Annotated in this window: 18 protein-coding genes; 17 read left to right on the plus strand and 1 reads right to left on the minus strand. The window is 39.8% G+C overall.

The annotated features are described in order from the left end of the window. Positions 1-7: 7 nt before the first annotated feature. The 16 genes from hemW (at position 8) to ACORHT_RS03895 (ending at position 12742) form a co-directional block, all read left to right on the plus strand. Complete coding sequence (gene hemW, locus ACORHT_RS03820; RefSeq protein WP_434350663.1) at positions 8-1138, plus strand: radical SAM family heme chaperone HemW; 1131 nt, start codon at positions 8-10, stop codon at positions 1136-1138. A gap of 4 nt (positions 1139-1142) precedes the next feature. Beyond that, positions 1143-1874 carry an acyl-ACP thioesterase domain-containing protein gene (locus ACORHT_RS03825; RefSeq protein WP_434350664.1) on the plus strand — a complete coding sequence of 244 codons (732 nt, stop codon included), beginning with the start codon at positions 1143-1145 and terminating at the stop codon, positions 1872-1874. A gap of 2 nt (positions 1875-1876) precedes the next feature. After that, positions 1877-2650 (plus strand): TIGR01457 family HAD-type hydrolase, encoded by a 774-nt coding sequence (locus tag ACORHT_RS03830; RefSeq protein ID WP_434350665.1) that lies wholly within the window; start codon positions 1877-1879, stop codon positions 2648-2650. Then, positions 2640-3275, plus strand: coding sequence for a TIGR01906 family membrane protein (locus ACORHT_RS03835; protein ID WP_075229389.1), 636 nt, complete (start codon positions 2640-2642; stop codon positions 3273-3275). The genes ACORHT_RS03830 and ACORHT_RS03835 overlap by 11 nt, the downstream gene beginning before the upstream one ends. Positions 3276-3467: 192 nt before the next feature. Next, complete coding sequence (locus tag ACORHT_RS03840; RefSeq protein WP_075229390.1) at positions 3468-3869, plus strand: Spx/MgsR family RNA polymerase-binding regulatory protein; 402 nt, start codon at positions 3468-3470, stop codon at positions 3867-3869. After that, positions 3870-4148: a UPF0223 family protein gene (locus tag ACORHT_RS03845; protein WP_075229391.1), complete on the plus strand. Its 279-nt coding sequence runs from the start codon at positions 3870-3872 to the stop codon at positions 4146-4148. Further along, positions 4138-4911 (plus strand): inositol monophosphatase family protein, encoded by a 774-nt coding sequence (locus ACORHT_RS03850; RefSeq protein ID WP_075229392.1) that lies wholly within the window; start codon positions 4138-4140, stop codon positions 4909-4911. The genes ACORHT_RS03845 and ACORHT_RS03850 overlap by 11 nt, the downstream gene beginning before the upstream one ends. Then, positions 4912-6225, plus strand: a complete 1314-nt coding sequence (locus ACORHT_RS03855) for an RsmF rRNA methyltransferase first C-terminal domain-containing protein (protein ID WP_414321767.1) — start codon at positions 4912-4914, stop codon at positions 6223-6225. A gap of 111 nt (positions 6226-6336) precedes the next feature. Further along, positions 6337-7215, plus strand: coding sequence for a phosphate ABC transporter substrate-binding protein PstS (locus ACORHT_RS03860; RefSeq protein WP_434350666.1), 879 nt, complete (start codon positions 6337-6339; stop codon positions 7213-7215). Continuing rightward, a complete protein-coding gene (pstC, locus tag ACORHT_RS03865) occupies positions 7215-8132 on the plus strand; it encodes a phosphate ABC transporter permease subunit PstC (RefSeq protein ID WP_434350667.1) in 918 nt (305 codons plus the stop codon). Before ACORHT_RS03860 ends, pstC begins: the two co-directional genes overlap by 1 nt. Next, a complete protein-coding gene (gene pstA, locus ACORHT_RS03870) occupies positions 8122-9006 on the plus strand; it encodes a phosphate ABC transporter permease PstA (protein WP_006150807.1) in 885 nt (294 codons plus the stop codon). Before pstC ends, pstA begins: the two co-directional genes overlap by 11 nt. A 10-nt stretch (positions 9007-9016) precedes the next feature. Further along, positions 9017-9820, plus strand: a complete 804-nt coding sequence (pstB, locus tag ACORHT_RS03875; RefSeq protein WP_434350668.1) for a phosphate ABC transporter ATP-binding protein PstB — start codon at positions 9017-9019, stop codon at positions 9818-9820. Between the two features lie 12 nt (positions 9821-9832). Beyond that, positions 9833-10591, plus strand: coding sequence for a phosphate ABC transporter ATP-binding protein PstB (gene pstB, locus ACORHT_RS03880; RefSeq protein ID WP_223338828.1), 759 nt, complete (start codon positions 9833-9835; stop codon positions 10589-10591). Between the two features lie 10 nt (positions 10592-10601). Continuing rightward, positions 10602-11255 carry a phosphate signaling complex protein PhoU gene (gene phoU, locus ACORHT_RS03885; RefSeq protein ID WP_434350669.1) on the plus strand — a complete coding sequence of 218 codons (654 nt, stop codon included), beginning with the start codon at positions 10602-10604 and terminating at the stop codon, positions 11253-11255. Positions 11256-11344: 89 nt separating this feature from the next. Next, on the plus strand, positions 11345-11812 hold the full coding sequence (locus ACORHT_RS03890) for an NUDIX hydrolase (RefSeq protein ID WP_434350670.1): 468 nt from the start codon (positions 11345-11347) through the stop codon (positions 11810-11812). A 117-nt stretch (positions 11813-11929) separates the two neighbouring features. After that, entirely contained in the window at positions 11930-12742 is an 813-nt protein-coding gene (locus ACORHT_RS03895; RefSeq protein ID WP_434350671.1) for an ABC transporter substrate-binding protein, read from the plus strand. A gap of 17 nt (positions 12743-12759) precedes the next feature. On the opposite strand, the gene ACORHT_RS03900 is transcribed toward ACORHT_RS03895, so the two are convergent. Continuing rightward, positions 12760-14034: a PLP-dependent aminotransferase family protein gene (locus ACORHT_RS03900; protein WP_434350672.1), complete on the minus strand. Its 1275-nt coding sequence runs from the start codon at positions 14032-14034 to the stop codon at positions 12760-12762. Positions 14035-14224: 190 nt separating this feature from the next. Here ACORHT_RS03900 and budA point away from each other — a divergent pair, with 190 nt between their 5' ends. Then, positions 14225-14896: an acetolactate decarboxylase gene (gene budA, locus ACORHT_RS03905; RefSeq protein ID WP_434350823.1), complete on the plus strand. Its 672-nt coding sequence runs from the start codon at positions 14225-14227 to the stop codon at positions 14894-14896. The last annotated feature ends 6 nt before the right edge of the window (positions 14897-14902 follow it).

The raw sequence follows: 14902 nt of genomic DNA on the forward strand, positions 1-14902 counted from the left end.
GAGTACTATGCAGAAGAAACCGACATCAGCCTATGTGCATATTCCTTTTTGCACACAGATTTGTTATTATTGTGACTTTTCAAAAGTCTTTATTAAAAACCAGCCAGTGGATAGTTACCTAGAACATCTCTTAGAAGAGTATCGCTCCTATGATATTCAGCAGTTGCGAACCCTTTATATAGGAGGGGGGACTCCCACAGCCTTGTCCGCCCAACAACTGGAGTTTTTGTTAGATGGGTTGACGAAAAATCTGGACTTATCAGCCTTAGAGGAATTAACCATTGAAGCCAATCCTGGGGATTTGGATTCCGATAAGATCGCAGTCCTAAAAAATTCAGCAGTTAATCGTGTTTCCTTAGGCGTGCAAACCTTTGATGATAAAATGCTGAAAAAGATTGGGCGTAGTCATTTGGAGAAGGATATCTATGAAAATATAGACCGTCTCAAGTTAGCAGGATTTGAAAATATCTCTATTGACTTGATTTACGCTCTTCCCGGGCAAACTATGGAGCAGGTCAAGGATAATGTTGCCAAGGCTATCGCTCTGGATATTCCTCACATGAGTCTCTATAGCTTGATTTTGGAAAACCACACTGTCTTTATGAACCGCATGAGACGAGGAAAATTACCTCTTCCTAAGGAAGAATTAGAAGCAGAGATGTTTGAATATATCATTGCTGAATTGGAGAATGCTGGTTTTGAACATTACGAGATTTCTAATTTTTCCAAGCCAGGTTTTGAAAGTCGTCATAACCTTATGTATTGGGACAATGCAGAGTATTTTGGTATCGGCGCTGGCGCTTCGGGCTATGTCAATGGGGTTCGCTACAAAAACCACGGTCCCATCCGTCACTACATGAAAGCAGTAGAAGCTAGTAATGCGAGGATCAATGAGGAATATTTGAGTCAGAGAGAACAAATGGAAGAAGAAATGTTTCTGGGCCTCCGTAAGAAATCTGGGGTTTCAATTAGACGATTTGAAGAAAAATTTGCTACTTCTTTTGAAGAGTTGTATGGGCAAGTTGTGAAAGATTTGTGTCATCAAGGTCTTTTACAAGTAGAAGGTCAACAAATTCGCATGACAAAGAAAGGTCTCTTTTTAGGAGATACAGTAGCTGAAAGATTTATTTTGGAGTGATACTATGGGTTTAACTTATCAAATGAAGATGAAAATTCCTTTTGATATGTCAGATATGAATGGGCATATCAAACTACCAAGCCTCATCTTACTTTCTCTGCAGGTTTCAGGTAGCCAGTCAGCTCAACTGGGCGTAAGCGATAAGGAAATACTTGAAAAATATAATCTAGTTTGGATTATTACAGAGTACGATATTGATGTGATTAGGCTTCCACGTTTTGCCGAGGAAATTACCATCGAGACAGAGGCTTTAAGTTACAATCGTCTCTTTTGTTACCGCCGTTTCACCATCTACGATGAGTCAGGTCAAGCTATTATCCAAATGCTGGCGACCTTTGCTCTGATGGACCGGGATAGTCGCAAGGTCCATAGCGTGGATCCTGAGATGGTTGCCCCTTACCTATCGGAATTTTCAAAGAAAATCATTCGAGGTCCCAAATGCACTGATTTGGACAATCCTACTAGTAAGGACTATCATGTTCGCTTTTATGATTTGGATATGAATGGGCATGTCAATAATAGCAAGTACCTAGATTGGATTTTTGAAGTCATGGGAGCAGACTTTCTCATGGGTCATATCCCACAGAAAATCAATCTCAAATACGTGAAGGAAGTTCGTCCTGGTGGTATGATTAGCTCTAGCTATGAGTTGATCGGATCGCAGAGCCGCCATCAAGTTACTAGCCAAGGAGTCGTCAATGCCCAGGCTCTTATTCAATGGACTACAAAGGAGTGAAAATGACTTATAAAGGATATTTAATAGATTTAGACGGAACAATTTATAAGGGGAAAGATCGGATCCCTGAAGGAGAAGCTTTTGTCCATGACTTGCAAAAGCAAAATATTCCCTACCTCTTTGTCACAAACAATACGACACGAACACCTGAGAGTGTCCAAGAGATGTTGGCTAATCACTTCAACATTGATACACCAGTGTCAACTATCTACACTGCAACTTTAGCGACCATAGACTATATGAATGACCTTGGACTAGAAAAAACTGTCTATGTCATTGGTGAGGCAGGTTTAAAGGAAGCCATTCAAGCAGCAGGCTATGTTGAGGACAAGGACAATCCTGCATATGTGGTTGTTGGTTTAGACTGGCAAGTAGACTATGAAAAGTTTGCTACGGCAACCCTAGCTATTCATAAAGGTGCTCACTTTATCGGTACCAACCCAGATTTGAACATTCCAACTGAACGTGGACTTTTACCTGGTGCTGGTTCACTGATTACTCTTCTTGAAGCAGCAACTCGCGTAAAACCAGTTTATATAGGAAAACCTAATGCGATTATTATGGACAAGGCTGTTGAGCACCTAGGACTTGAACGCCAAGAAATTGTCATGGTAGGGGACAACTATCTAACAGATATTCGTGCAGGAATCGATAATGGAATTCCCAGTCTATTAGTAACAACTGGTTTTACTAAACCAGAAGAAGTAGCAGATTTACCTATTGCACCGACTCATGTTGTTTCTAGCCTGGCGGAGTGGAATTTCGATGAAAACTAAATTTACTTTTGTAGGAAGTCTTTTCTTTCTCCTCTCGCTTGCTATTTTATTAACCATCTACCTGGCTTGGTTGATTTACCCTCTGGAGATTTCTTGGTTAAACTTGACAAATCGTGTTCATCTGCAACCTCAGACCATCCAGCATAATTTTAATGTTTTGATGGATTATTTGACCAATCCTTTTAGTCAACAATTAGAAATGCCAGACCTACCTTCTTCGGTATCTGGTTTACACCATTTTGCGGTTGTGAAGGGATTATTTCATCTGACTCAAGCTGTAGCCTTGTTGACAGCTCCACTTTTTTATCTTTTCTGGAAGAATGTGGTAAAACCAGATTACCTCTCTCTTTATCGAAAAGCTTTTATCCTTATGGTTGGTCTACCACTTGGTTTAGGTTTATTTGGTGTCGTAGTTGGCTTTGAGCAGTTTTTTACCTTGTTCCACCAGATACTTTTCGTGGGCGATGATACTTGGCTTTTTGATCCCGCGTTTGATCCAGTTATTTTAATCCTACCAGAGGAATTTTTCCTCCATTGTTTTCTCTTATTTTTCTGTATCTATGAGCTTCTTTTTGGTTTCTTTTATTTCAAAAGCAGAAGTAAGAAATGGAATAAAGTCAGCTAGATTCTAACGAATGTTCAAAAAACTCTTATCGTTTGGGAAATCTTTTTTGCCATATTGGAGCAAATGATATGCCTTTAATCAGAAATAGCCTATTTTTGTCGAAAAAAATAGGTTTTTTTACGGAAATAACTAGTCAAGCGCTTTATTTTTTTGTATAATAGAAATAGAAAAGTATGTAAAGATGAGGAAAGCATGATTACACTATTTTTATCGCCGAGTTGTACATCATGTCGTAAGGCAAAGGCCTGGCTCGAGAATCATAAAGTGCCTTTTCAAGAGCATAATATTATGACCAGCCCTTTAACGAGAAAAGAACTGCAACACATTCTTTCCTTGACCGAAAATGGTACTGATGACATCATCTCGACTCGTTCAAAAATTTTCCAAAAATTGAATATTGATGTAGAGAGTATCTCAGTATCGGAGTTGCTTTATTTAATTGAGCAGTATCCAAGTCTTTTGCGTCGCCCAATCATCATTGATGATAAACGTATGCAAATTGGCTTTAATGAAGATGAGATTCGTGCTTTTCTCCCTCGTAGTTACCGTAAGCAAGAATTGAAAGAAGCTACATTGAGAGCTGGTATAAATTAGATGAATAAACAGTATAGTTACCCACTAGATTTGTCGTGGAGCACTGAAGAACTTGCTTCAGTGCTTTCTTTTTTTAATGATGTTGAAACAGCCTATGAAGGCAAAGTAGAGGCCAAACGACTTTTAGAGTCCTACAAAAAATTTAAAGTTGTCGTTCCTAGCAAGAGTGAAGAAAAACGCTTGGGTCGTGAATTTGAAATTGCAAGTGGCTATTCTTTTTATCGTGCTGTTCAACTAGCCAAAGAGCAAGAGGAAGGGAAGATTTCGCTTGGAAAATAAATTTGCGTTTGCCAAAGAGATTGTCAAGGAAGCAGCGAGTTATATCCGAAAACATATGAAGGATGATCTTCATGTTGAGAGAAAAACCTCGCCGACGGACTTGGTGACACGTTTGGATAAGGAAGTACAAGATTTTTTGGTTGATAAGATTCTCTCACGCTACCCCCATGACCAGTTTTGTGCAGAAGAAGGAAATTTAAGAGCTTCTGTCAATCAAGGTTCTGTCTGGATTATTGATCCCATTGATGGCACGAATAATTTTGTGGCACAAGGCGAAGACTTCGCCATCATGGTAGCTTATTTCGAAAATGGTATCGGTCAGTTTGGGATTATTTATGATGTTATGAGGGATGCTTGTTATCATGGAGGTGGGGCTTTTCAGGCTTATCTTAATGATGAACCCTTACCTGACTTTAAGAATAAGCCCCTGTGTGACTTTCTAATTGCAGGGAATGCAGGTATGCTAGAGTCAAATACTTGGGGAGTTGCTGATTTATCCAAGGCTTCACTAGGTGTCCGAGTATATGGCAGTGCTGCTATCAGCTTTTCAAGAATCCTCTCGGGTCAACTATTGGCCTATATCACCTATCTCCAACCATGGGACTATGCGGCAGCTAGTATCTTAGGTGAGGGCTTAGGCTATCAGATTGTAACTCTATCTGGAGAGCCAGTAGACTTTGAGTCACGCCAACCTATCATGATGGCACCAAGAGAAAAGTTGGCAGAGATTCAATCCTATATCTATGAAAGGAAACTATCTTAGATGAATTTTCCAGAAGGATTTGTAAAAAAATATGAAACAATATTAGGAGATGAGGCAAGATCTTTTCTTGCCTCTTTTGATGAGGAAGCCATTTCTGCTTTTCGTATCAATCCCCTAAAGGAAAGCCAAGGTTCTTTTTCGAATGCAATTCCAAATACACCTTGGGGTTACTATGGAAAGGTTTCAGGGAAATCACCTGAGCATGTGACAGGCTTGGTTTATTCTCAAGAGCCAGCTGCTCAAATGGTGGCTCAGGTAGCCCAGCCTAGTCCTGGGATGAAGGTCTTGGACCTAGCAGCAGCACCGGGCGGTAAATCAACTCAACTGGCTGCTTATCTAGCAGGTGAGGGTATTTTAGTTTCTAACGAAATTTCAAACAAACGAGCAAAAATCTTAGTTGAAAATATGGAACGCTTTGGTGCAACTAATGTTGTTGTAACCAATGAATCTGCAGACCGTTTAGCCAAGGCTTTTAAAGGCTATTTTGACCTGATCGTTTTAGATGCACCTTGCTCAGGAGAAGGGATGTTTCGTAAACAACCTGACGCTATGGATTATTGGAGTGTAGAATATCCAAGCCAATGTGCTGACTTGCAGCGTGAAATTCTAGAGGATGCGGTTACCATGTTGGCTGATGGTGGCCGTTTGGTCTATTCTACCTGTACCTGGGCTCCAGAAGAAAATGAAGAAATTGTCCAATGGTTACTGGATAGCTATGATTTTGAATTGATCCCAGTTCAACATATCAATGGAATGGTACCTGGGATTGATTTACCTGAAACAGCTAGAATGTACCCTCATCACTTTAAGGGAGAAGGTCAGTTCGTTGCCCATCTGCAGTTTAAGGGACAAAACAAGACTGGGAAGTTCAAGCCTTCTAAGTCTAATCTCACTCGTGAACAGTTGAGTTTGTGGCAAGATTTTGAGAAGAAGCATTTAAAAGAAAAACTGACCGGTGTCCTACAAGTTTTTGGAGACCAGCTTTATCTCTTGCCAGAAGTCCTACCCGATATAGGAAAACTCAAGATAGCTCGTAATGGTCTTCATCTTGGAACTTTTAAGAAAAAACGTTTTGAACCAAGTTTTGCTCTTGGCTTAGCTTTAAAACCAAGCCAAGTCAAGCAAGGAATCGAAATTCATCAAGAAGACTTTGTCAAATATGTGGCTGGTGAAACGGTCCAATTAGCTGAAACTCTTCCAAATGGTTGGTACCAAGTTTTGGTTGGTGGAAATGGTCTAGGTTTTGCAAAAGTAACCGGAAATACCTTGAAGAATTATTTCCCTAAGGGCTTACGCTTTAAAGTAAAAAACTAGTCAAAGCTAGTATTCTATGTTATAGTGGAACTAAGAACTTTTTGCAAAATAGATGAAAAAATAAGGCAAAAATTTCCAAGCTATACACCATTATTTTCAAGGAGACAAATAGTGAATACATTCAAAAAGCTCACAAAATCTCTTGCGACTCTTTTGCTTGTTGGTTCACTAGCAGGATGTGCTAGTTGGATTGATCGTGGGGAGTCTATGACAGCTGTCGGTTCTACTGCCCTTCAACCTTTAGTAGAGGCAGCTGCAGATGAATTTGCATCAGCTCACATCGGAAAAACAGTCAATGTTCAAGGTGGTGGTTCTGGTACAGGACTGTCGCAGGTTCAGTCAGGAGCAGTAGATGTCGGAAACTCCGATGTTTTTGCTGAGGAGAAAGATGGTATCGATGCCACTGCCCTAGTTGACCATAAGGTCGCTATTGCGGGGATAGCTGTTATCATCAACAAAGAAGTCGATGTTGATAATCTAACGACCGAACAACTTCGTAAAATTTTTACAGGTGAAATTACCAACTGGAAAGAAGTCGGCGGTAAGGATTTAGCTATTTCTATTATCAACCGTGCTGCGAGCTCAGGTTCCCGTGCGACTTTTGATAGTGTGATTATGAATGGTCACTCAGCAGTGCAGAGTCAAGAGCAGGATTCTAACGGTATGGTGAAGTCCATCGTTTCCCAAACACCTGGTGCTATCTCATACCTAGCTTTCGCCTATGTTGATGATTCGGTTGGGACTATTAAACTTAATGGTTATGAGCCGATCTCAGAAAACGTTACAACTAACAATTGGCCTTTGTGGTCTTATGAACATATGTATACACTTGGTGAGCCAAATGAATTGGTTGCCGAATTCCTAAACTTTGTCCTTTCAGACGAAGCTCAGAATGGAATCGTTAAAGGAATGGGCTATATTTCTGTCAAGGAAATGAAGGTTGAAAAAGATGCTGCAGGTACTGTGACAGCCATAGAAGGGAGCCAATAATGAATCAAGAAGAATTATCTAAAAAATTGCTCTCTCCTTCAAAAAACTCTCGTCTTGAGAAATTAGGAAAAGGGCTAACTTTTGCCTGCCTTTCTTTGATTGTCATCATTGTAGCCATGATTTTGATTTTCGTGGCTCAGAAAGGGTTATCTACCTTCTTCGTCAATGGTGTTAACATTTTTGAATTATTATTTGGACAGACTTGGAACCCTTCAGGGAAACAATTTGGTGCTCTTCCGATGATTTTAGGTTCCTTTATTGTTACAATCCTGTCAGCTCTTATTGCAACACCATTTGCCATTGGTGCAGCAGTCTTTATGACAGAGGTGTCTCCAAAAGGAGCTAAGATTTTGCAACCTGCTATTGAACTCTTAGTTGGGATTCCTTCAGTGGTTTATGGATTTATCGGTTTGCAGGTCGTGGTACCATTTGTACGTACTGTCTTTGGTGGAACAGGTTTCGGTATTTTATCAGGAATTTTCGTTCTCTTTGTTATGATTTTGCCGACTGTAACCTTCATGACAACAGATAGCCTACGTGCCGTGCCTCGTCACTACCGTGAAGCAAGTTTAGCCATGGGAGCAACCCGCTGGCAAACTATCTGGCACGTAACCTTGAAGGCGGCCCGTTCAGGTATTTTTACGGCTGTAGTCTTTGGTATGGCGCGTGCTTTCGGTGAGGCCCTGGCCATTCAGATGGTTGTTGGTAACTCAGCAGTTGTTCCAACTTCATTGACGACACCAGCAGCGACTCTCACATCTGTATTGACCATGGGAATTGGTAATACCGTTATGGGAACTGTTGATAATAATGTTCTTTGGTCACTTGCCTTAGTATTGCTCTTGATGAGCTTGGCCTTTAACAGTGTGATTAAATTGATTACGAAAGAAAGAGGAAAGAAAAACTATGCACGCTAAGAAATTAGATAAACTTGCAACAGCTGTCCTCTACACCATCGCTGGAATCATTGTGACCATTCTTGCTTCCTTGATTCTTTATATCTTGGTTCGAGGCTTACCTCATGTTTCTTGGTCATTCTTGACAGGAAAATCATCCTCCTATCAAGCAGGTGGTGGTATTGGGATTCAGCTCTATAATTCCTTTTTCCTTTTGGTGATTACCTTATTCATCTCTGTACCTCTATCAATGGGGGCTGGAATTTACTTGGCTGAATATGCAAAAAAAGGTCGTGTTACCAACTTCGTTCGTACCTGTATTGAAATCTTGTCATCTCTACCATCTGTCGTAGTCGGTCTCTTTGGTTACCTTATCTTTGTAGTCCAGTTTGAGTATGGATTTTCTATTATTTCTGGTGCCTTGGCTTTGACCGTCTTTAACCTTCCACAGATGACACGTAATGTTGAAGATAGTTTGAAGCACGTTCACCATACGCAACGTGAAGCTGGTTTGGCTCTGGGGCTCTCTCGTTGGGAAACAGTTCTTCATGTCGTTATCCCTGAAGCTCTACCTGGAATCGTTACGGGTGTTGTCCTTGCATCAGGTCGTATTTTTGGTGAGGCTGCAGCTCTTATCTACACAGCAGGACAATCAGCACCAGCACTTGACTGGTCTAACTGGAATGTCCTAAGTGTATCTAGTCCTATCTCTATCTTCCGTCAAGCAGAAACCTTGGCTGTTCATATCTGGAAAGTCAACAGTGAAGGAACTATTCCTGATGGAACTCTTGTTTCAGCAGGTTCAGCTGCGGTGCTCCTCATCTTTATCTTAATCTTTAACTTTGGAGCTCGTAAACTCGGAAGCTATCTACACAAGAAATTAACCGCTGCCTAAAGGAGAAGCCATGTCGAAATATAATTGGAATGAAAGGCATATCATTACTTTTCCAGAAGAAAAAGTGGCCCTCTCTACGAAGGATTTACATGTATACTACGGTAAGAATGAATCCATCAAGGGCGTGGATATGCAATTCGAAAAAAATAAAATTACGGCCTTGATTGGTCCGTCGGGATCTGGTAAATCAACCTACCTACGTAGTCTCAACCGTATGAATGATACTATTGATATTGCTAAGGTGACAGGACAGATTCTCTATCGAGGTATTGACGTTAACCGTCCTGAAATCAATGTTTATGAAATGCGTAAACATATCGGAATGGTGTTCCAACGTCCAAATCCATTTGCTAAATCAATTTATCGTAATATTACTTTTGCACATGAACGTGCAGGAGTCAAGGACAAGAAAGTCCTAGATGAAATTGTAGAAACATCTCTTCGTCAAGCTGCCCTCTGGGATCAGGTAAAAGACGACCTTCATAAGTCTGCCTTGACTCTATCAGGTGGTCAACAGCAACGTCTTTGTATCGCTCGTGCGATCTCTGTGAAACCAGATATTCTCTTGATGGATGAGCCTGCATCAGCCTTGGATCCGATTGCGACAGCTCAACTTGAGGAAACCATGCTTGAGTTGAAGAAAGACTTTACCATTATCATCGTAACTCACAGTATGCAACAGGCTGCGCGTGCGAGTGACTACACTGGATTTTTCTACTTGGGTGATTTGATTGAGTATGATAAGACTGCTAATATTTTCCAAAATGCTAAGCTACAGTCAACTAACGACTATGTAACGGGACATTTTGGTTAGAAAGGAAACAGTATGACAGAACCGATTTTGCAGGTTTCAGACCTGTCAGTCTATTACAATAAAAAGAAGGCCTTGAATAGTGTTTCCTTATCATTCCAACCCAAGGAAATTACAGCTCTTATAGGTCCATCAGGATCAGGAAAATCAACCCTTCTCAAGGCTATTAACCGAATGGGTGACCTTAATCCTGAAGTGACGACAACTGGATCAGTGGTTTATAATGGGCACAATATCTATAGCCCTCGTACTGATACCGTTGAGTTACGTAAGGAAATTGGAATGGTTTTCCAACAACCCAATCCATTCCCAATGTCTATCTACGAAAATGTTGTTTATGGACTAAGAATTAATGGAGAGAAAGACAAGCAAGTCTTGGATGAAGCTGTGGAGAAAGCTTTACAGCGTGCTTCAATCTGGGATGAGGTCAAGGATCGCTTGCATGATTCAGCTATTGGTCTTTCAGGTGGACAGCAGCAACGTGTCTGTGTTGCCCGTGTTTTGGCAACTAGTCCAAAGATCATCCTTTTGGATGAGCCAACCTCAGCCTTGGACCCTATTTCTGCTGGTAAGATTGAGGAAACCTTGTATGGGCTAAAAGACAAATACACCATGCTCTTGGTCACTCGTTCTATGCAACAAGCATCTCGAATCTCTGATAAAACAGGCTTTTTCCTCAATGGAGATTTGATTGAATTTAACGATACCAAGGAAATGTTCCTCTATCCACAACATAAGGAAACAGAAGATTACATTTCAGGTAAATTTGGATAAGGAGAAAAAGATGTTACGATCTCAATTTGAAGAAGATTTAGAGAAATTGCATAACCAATTCTACGCCATGGGACAGGAGGTTCTTTCACAAATCAATCGTACTGTACGTGCTTTTGTCACCCATGACCGTGACTTGGCTAAAGAAGTCATTGAGCAAGACGCAGAAGTCAATGAATACGAATTGAAACTTGAAAAGAAATCATTTGAAATCATTGCCCTTCAACAACCAGTATCACAAGACTTACGTACAGTTCTAACAGTTCTAAAGGCTGTTTCAGACTTGGAACGTATGGGTGACCACGCAGTATCCATTTCTGAGGCAACCATTCGTATGAAGGGTGAACAACGCATCCCCGCCGTCGAAGAAGAAATTAAGAAGATGGGACGCGATGTCAAGAATTTTGTCGAAACGACACTTGACCTCTACCTCAACGCTTCTGTTGAGAAGGCCTATGAAGTTGCAACCATGGATGAAAAAATTAACCACTATTTTGAAGATATCCGTGATCTTGCAACTGAAGAAATTAAAAAGAACCCAGAAGCCATCGTCACAGGTCGAGATTACTTCCAAGTTATCTCTTACTTGGAGCGTATCGGTGACTATGCCAAAAATATCTGTGAATGGGTCGTTTACTTTGAAACAGGTAAGATTGTAGAATTATAACGGATTCAAATTAAAAAGATTGTGAAAGCTTACTTTTTACTAGAGTAAGCTTTCATTGTATAGATGATTTACTTAGTCAGAGCTGAAAAATGAACTACATACAAAATATAAGAAAAAAAGTTGGAAAAGATAAAATTATTTTAAATTTTACTTGTGGAATTTTAAGTCAATCAGGAAAAATATTATTACAAAAACGAGCAGACAAAGGAACTTGGGGTTTACCAGGTGGTGCTATTGAATTAGGTGAATCGGCTGTAGAAGCATTAGTGCGAGAGTTTTATGAAGAAACTGGAGTGAAAGTAACAGTGAAAAAACTCTTAAATGTTTATACAAAATATTCAGATAGTTATCCAAATGGTGATGAGGCACAAGTTATTACAATTTTGTATTTAGTTGCATCTGAAACTTCTATCTCTACAAATGTTTTTACCAGTGATGAAACTTTAGAATTAGGTTTCTTTGATCGTAGGGACATACAAAATATCACAATTGTAAACCAGCAACATCAAGATATGATAAATGATTTTTTTGAAAATAAGTTCCCAATAGATAGATAAACTAAGCACTGAATTTTAATTTTTTATAATTATATTTTATGAAAATGCAAGAAAATCTTGACAAGTATTTTCAAATAAGTTATAATTATACAAAAATACGAGAGAGGCTGTTTATTTATGAATAAGAAGTGGTTTTTAGTAATCTTTAGTTTTTTGGCAAGTTTCTTTTTAGTAGCCTGTCAGTCATCTGACTCAAGCTCACAGTCAGCAGTGGAGGCCATCAAGCAAAAAGGAAAATTAGTTGTTGCAACTAGTCCTGACTATGCGCCATTTGAGTTTCAAGCACTTGTAGATGAGAAAAATCAAGTTGTCGGTGCTGATATTGATATGGCACAAGCAATCGCTGATGAACTTGGAGTAAAATTAGAAATTTCAAGTATGAGTTTTGATAATGTCCTGACCAGTCTTCAAACAGGAAAAGCAGATTTGGCCATTGCGGGAATCAGTGCAACTGAAGAAAGAAAAGAGGTCTTTGATTTCTCAATTCCTTACTATGAAAACAAAATTAGCTTCCTAATCAGAAAGTCCGACCTTGAAAAATACAAGGATTTGGATTCTCTAGCAAGTGCTAATATTGCTGCTCAAAAAGGAACTGTACCTGAATCAATGGTTAAAGAGCAACTTCCAAAAGCACAGTTGACTTCATTGACCAACATGGGAGAAGCAGTTAATGAGCTTCAATCAGCTAAAGTTGATGCAGTTCACATGGATGAGCCTGTCGCTTTAAGCTATGCTGGCAAGAACTCTGATTTGGCTGTGGCAACAGTCAGCTTGACTATGACAGAAGGTGAAGCTAATGCAGTAGCTATCAAAAAAGGTAACTCAGATTTGAAGGAAGTAGTTGATAAGGTCATCCAAAAACTGAAAGATGACGGAATTTACCAATCTTATCTTGAAAAAGCTGCTAAGCTAACAGAAGTAGAACAATAAGAAAACAGAGTTGGATCTTAGTCCAGCTCTGTTTTTAAGTAATCTAGTGTGGTTTCTATCTTTTCAAGAGGCACTTTGGCAAAGTGATAGGGACAAGTAGACAAGTAGGAGGTCTCGAAAAAGTCAAGATCTAGAGAACTATGTTTGAGACTAGCAATTTTAGGATACTGTCTCAAATCAAGTAAGAGTCCATCGTGGAGTGGATAGGTTGGGAGATTGATAGGATTACTTTTTAAAAGTTTTTGAATCTTAGCTTGCTTCTTTTCTTGAAGGACTAGTCTAGCTAGTCTATTTTTTTCGAATAATTGACTATCAATGTAGAGGGATAAGGCCTTTTGCATAATGAGGTTGTTATCATAGTCAAGGATATTTTTATAGGACACAAAGGCTTCTTTGATGGCATTTGGAAGTATGAGGGCAGTAATCCGAAGAGCAGGGAAAAGACTGGTAGAAAAGGATTTGATATAGATGACCAGATCATTTTGGTCTAGATAGTGGAAGGTCTGCCCCATTTTGGGATCGAGATCCCCCAGATAGTCATCCTCGACGATATAAATTTGATACTTGGCAGCCAAATCTAGAATGGCTCGTTTTTCTTGGTCCGTATAGGAATGTCCTAGAGGATAGTGAAAACGTGGGATGGTATAGAAAAACTTAATCTTACCTTTTTTAAAGTGTTGCTCTAGTTCATTTAGATAAATCCCATCAATCCGTCGTTCAATGGTTTGATAGGGAAGCCCCTGAGCCAGCAGGAGTTGGTTCATTCGATGATAGGTAGGTTGCTCAACCAGAATTTCCTGCGTACGACTCGGAAAGTCTATCTGAGAAAGGATAAAGAGAGCCTGCTGGGTTCCAGAGGTTAGAACCAGTTGGTCTGGTTTACTGTAGATAGCTTGCTCAAAAAGTAGTTTCTGAACAGACTTTCGTAATTCTTCTAACCCCTCTTGGTGTTCATAGTAGTTGTAGAGATAGTTTTCTCGACCAATCAAGCTTTCGTTTACACAAAGACGAAAGTCATCATAGGCACCCAAGTGCTCATCATTGACTAAAATTTCTAGATCATCATGACTACTTTGTTGCTCTAAGACATAATAGCCACTTTGTGGTTTAGAATAGATGTATTTCTCATATCGAAGTTCTAAGAGAGCTCTTTGGACAGTGTCTTTACTGCAGTGGAAGTCTTGGCTAATGTTCCGAATGGAGGGCAGGCGACTTCCTGTAGGAAAAGTTCCAGATTCAATCCCTTCTTTTAGATAGGCAACAACATGTTCATACTTACTTTTTTTTTGCATACCAGACCTCTCTTGATTTTGTTACATTGTACCCTTTTTTCAAACGTTTGGCAATCTTAAAAGGGCGTCTGACATTCAAATCTGGAAAGAAATATGATATACTTATTAAGTGAAAAATTCTGGAAAGAGTGAGATTATTAAGGTGCAAGAACCAGTAAAATTATTTCAATACAATACTTTAGGAGCGCTGATGGCCGGACTTTATGGAGGAAGTCTAACCGTTGGTGAATTGCTCCAACATGGTGATTTAGGTTTAGGGACGCTGGACTCTATCGATGGCGAGCTTATTGTCTTAGATGGTAAAGCTTATCAAGCCAAGGGTTCAGGTGAAAAACCAGAGATTGTTGAAGTTTCACCAGATGCGCTTATTCCCTATGCAGCAGTTGTCCCCCATCAGGCAGAAGTTATATTCCGTCAGCGTTTTGAAATGACCGATCAGGAGTTAGAAAAGAGAATTGAGTCTTACTATGATGGTGAAAACCTTTTTCGTTCTATCAAGATTCATGGTGATTTCAAGAACATGCATGTGCGCATGATTCCTAAGTCAACCTCTGAAACTAAGTTTGCAGAAGTAGCAACGCATCAGCCAGAGTATAGTCGCGAAAATGTTTCAGGAACCATCGTCGGCTTTTGGACACCTGAAATTTTCCATGGAGTTAGTGTTGCTGGTTACCATCTACACTTTATCTCAGATGACCTAACCTTTGGTGGCCACGTTATGGACTTTGTCATCAAGGAAGGTATTGTAGAAGTGGGAGCTGTTGACCAACTGGATCAACGTTTTCCTGTTCAGGATCGTCAATATCTATTTGCTAAGTTTAATGTTGACGAGATGAAAAAAGATATCGATAAGTCAGAATAAAAGGAG

Source organism: Streptococcus sp. KHUD_014, from assembly GCF_051106275.1.
Taxonomy (GTDB): Bacteria; Bacillota; Bacilli; order Lactobacillales; family Streptococcaceae; genus Streptococcus.

Coding starts and splice junctions, on each gene's coding strand:
- pstA (WP_006150807.1), top strand. CDS start 8,122: ATGCACGCTAAGAAATTAGATAAACTTGCAACAGCTGTCCTCTACACC.
- ACORHT_RS03900 (WP_434350672.1), bottom strand. CDS start 14,034: ATGCAAAAAAAAAGTAAGTATGAACATGTTGTTGCCTATCTAAAAGAA.
- ACORHT_RS03895 (WP_434350671.1), top strand. CDS start 11,930: ATGAATAAGAAGTGGTTTTTAGTAATCTTTAGTTTTTTGGCAAGTTTC.
- ACORHT_RS03835 (WP_075229389.1), top strand. CDS start 2,640: ATGAAAACTAAATTTACTTTTGTAGGAAGTCTTTTCTTTCTCCTCTCG.
- ACORHT_RS03890 (WP_434350670.1), top strand. CDS start 11,345: ATGAACTACATACAAAATATAAGAAAAAAAGTTGGAAAAGATAAAATT.
- ACORHT_RS03845 (WP_075229391.1), top strand. CDS start 3,870: ATGAATAAACAGTATAGTTACCCACTAGATTTGTCGTGGAGCACTGAA.
- phoU (WP_434350669.1), top strand. CDS start 10,602: ATGTTACGATCTCAATTTGAAGAAGATTTAGAGAAATTGCATAACCAA.
- ACORHT_RS03830 (WP_434350665.1), top strand. CDS start 1,877: ATGACTTATAAAGGATATTTAATAGATTTAGACGGAACAATTTATAAG.
- hemW (WP_434350663.1), top strand. CDS start 8: ATGCAGAAGAAACCGACATCAGCCTATGTGCATATTCCTTTTTGCACA.
- pstB (WP_434350668.1), top strand. CDS start 9,017: ATGTCGAAATATAATTGGAATGAAAGGCATATCATTACTTTTCCAGAA.
- pstC (WP_434350667.1), top strand. CDS start 7,215: ATGAATCAAGAAGAATTATCTAAAAAATTGCTCTCTCCTTCAAAAAAC.
- pstB (WP_223338828.1), top strand. CDS start 9,833: ATGACAGAACCGATTTTGCAGGTTTCAGACCTGTCAGTCTATTACAAT.
- ACORHT_RS03840 (WP_075229390.1), top strand. CDS start 3,468: ATGATTACACTATTTTTATCGCCGAGTTGTACATCATGTCGTAAGGCA.
- ACORHT_RS03855 (WP_414321767.1), top strand. CDS start 4,912: ATGAATTTTCCAGAAGGATTTGTAAAAAAATATGAAACAATATTAGGA.
- ACORHT_RS03825 (WP_434350664.1), top strand. CDS start 1,143: ATGGGTTTAACTTATCAAATGAAGATGAAAATTCCTTTTGATATGTCA.
- budA (WP_434350823.1), top strand. CDS start 14,225: ATGGCCGGACTTTATGGAGGAAGTCTAACCGTTGGTGAATTGCTCCAA.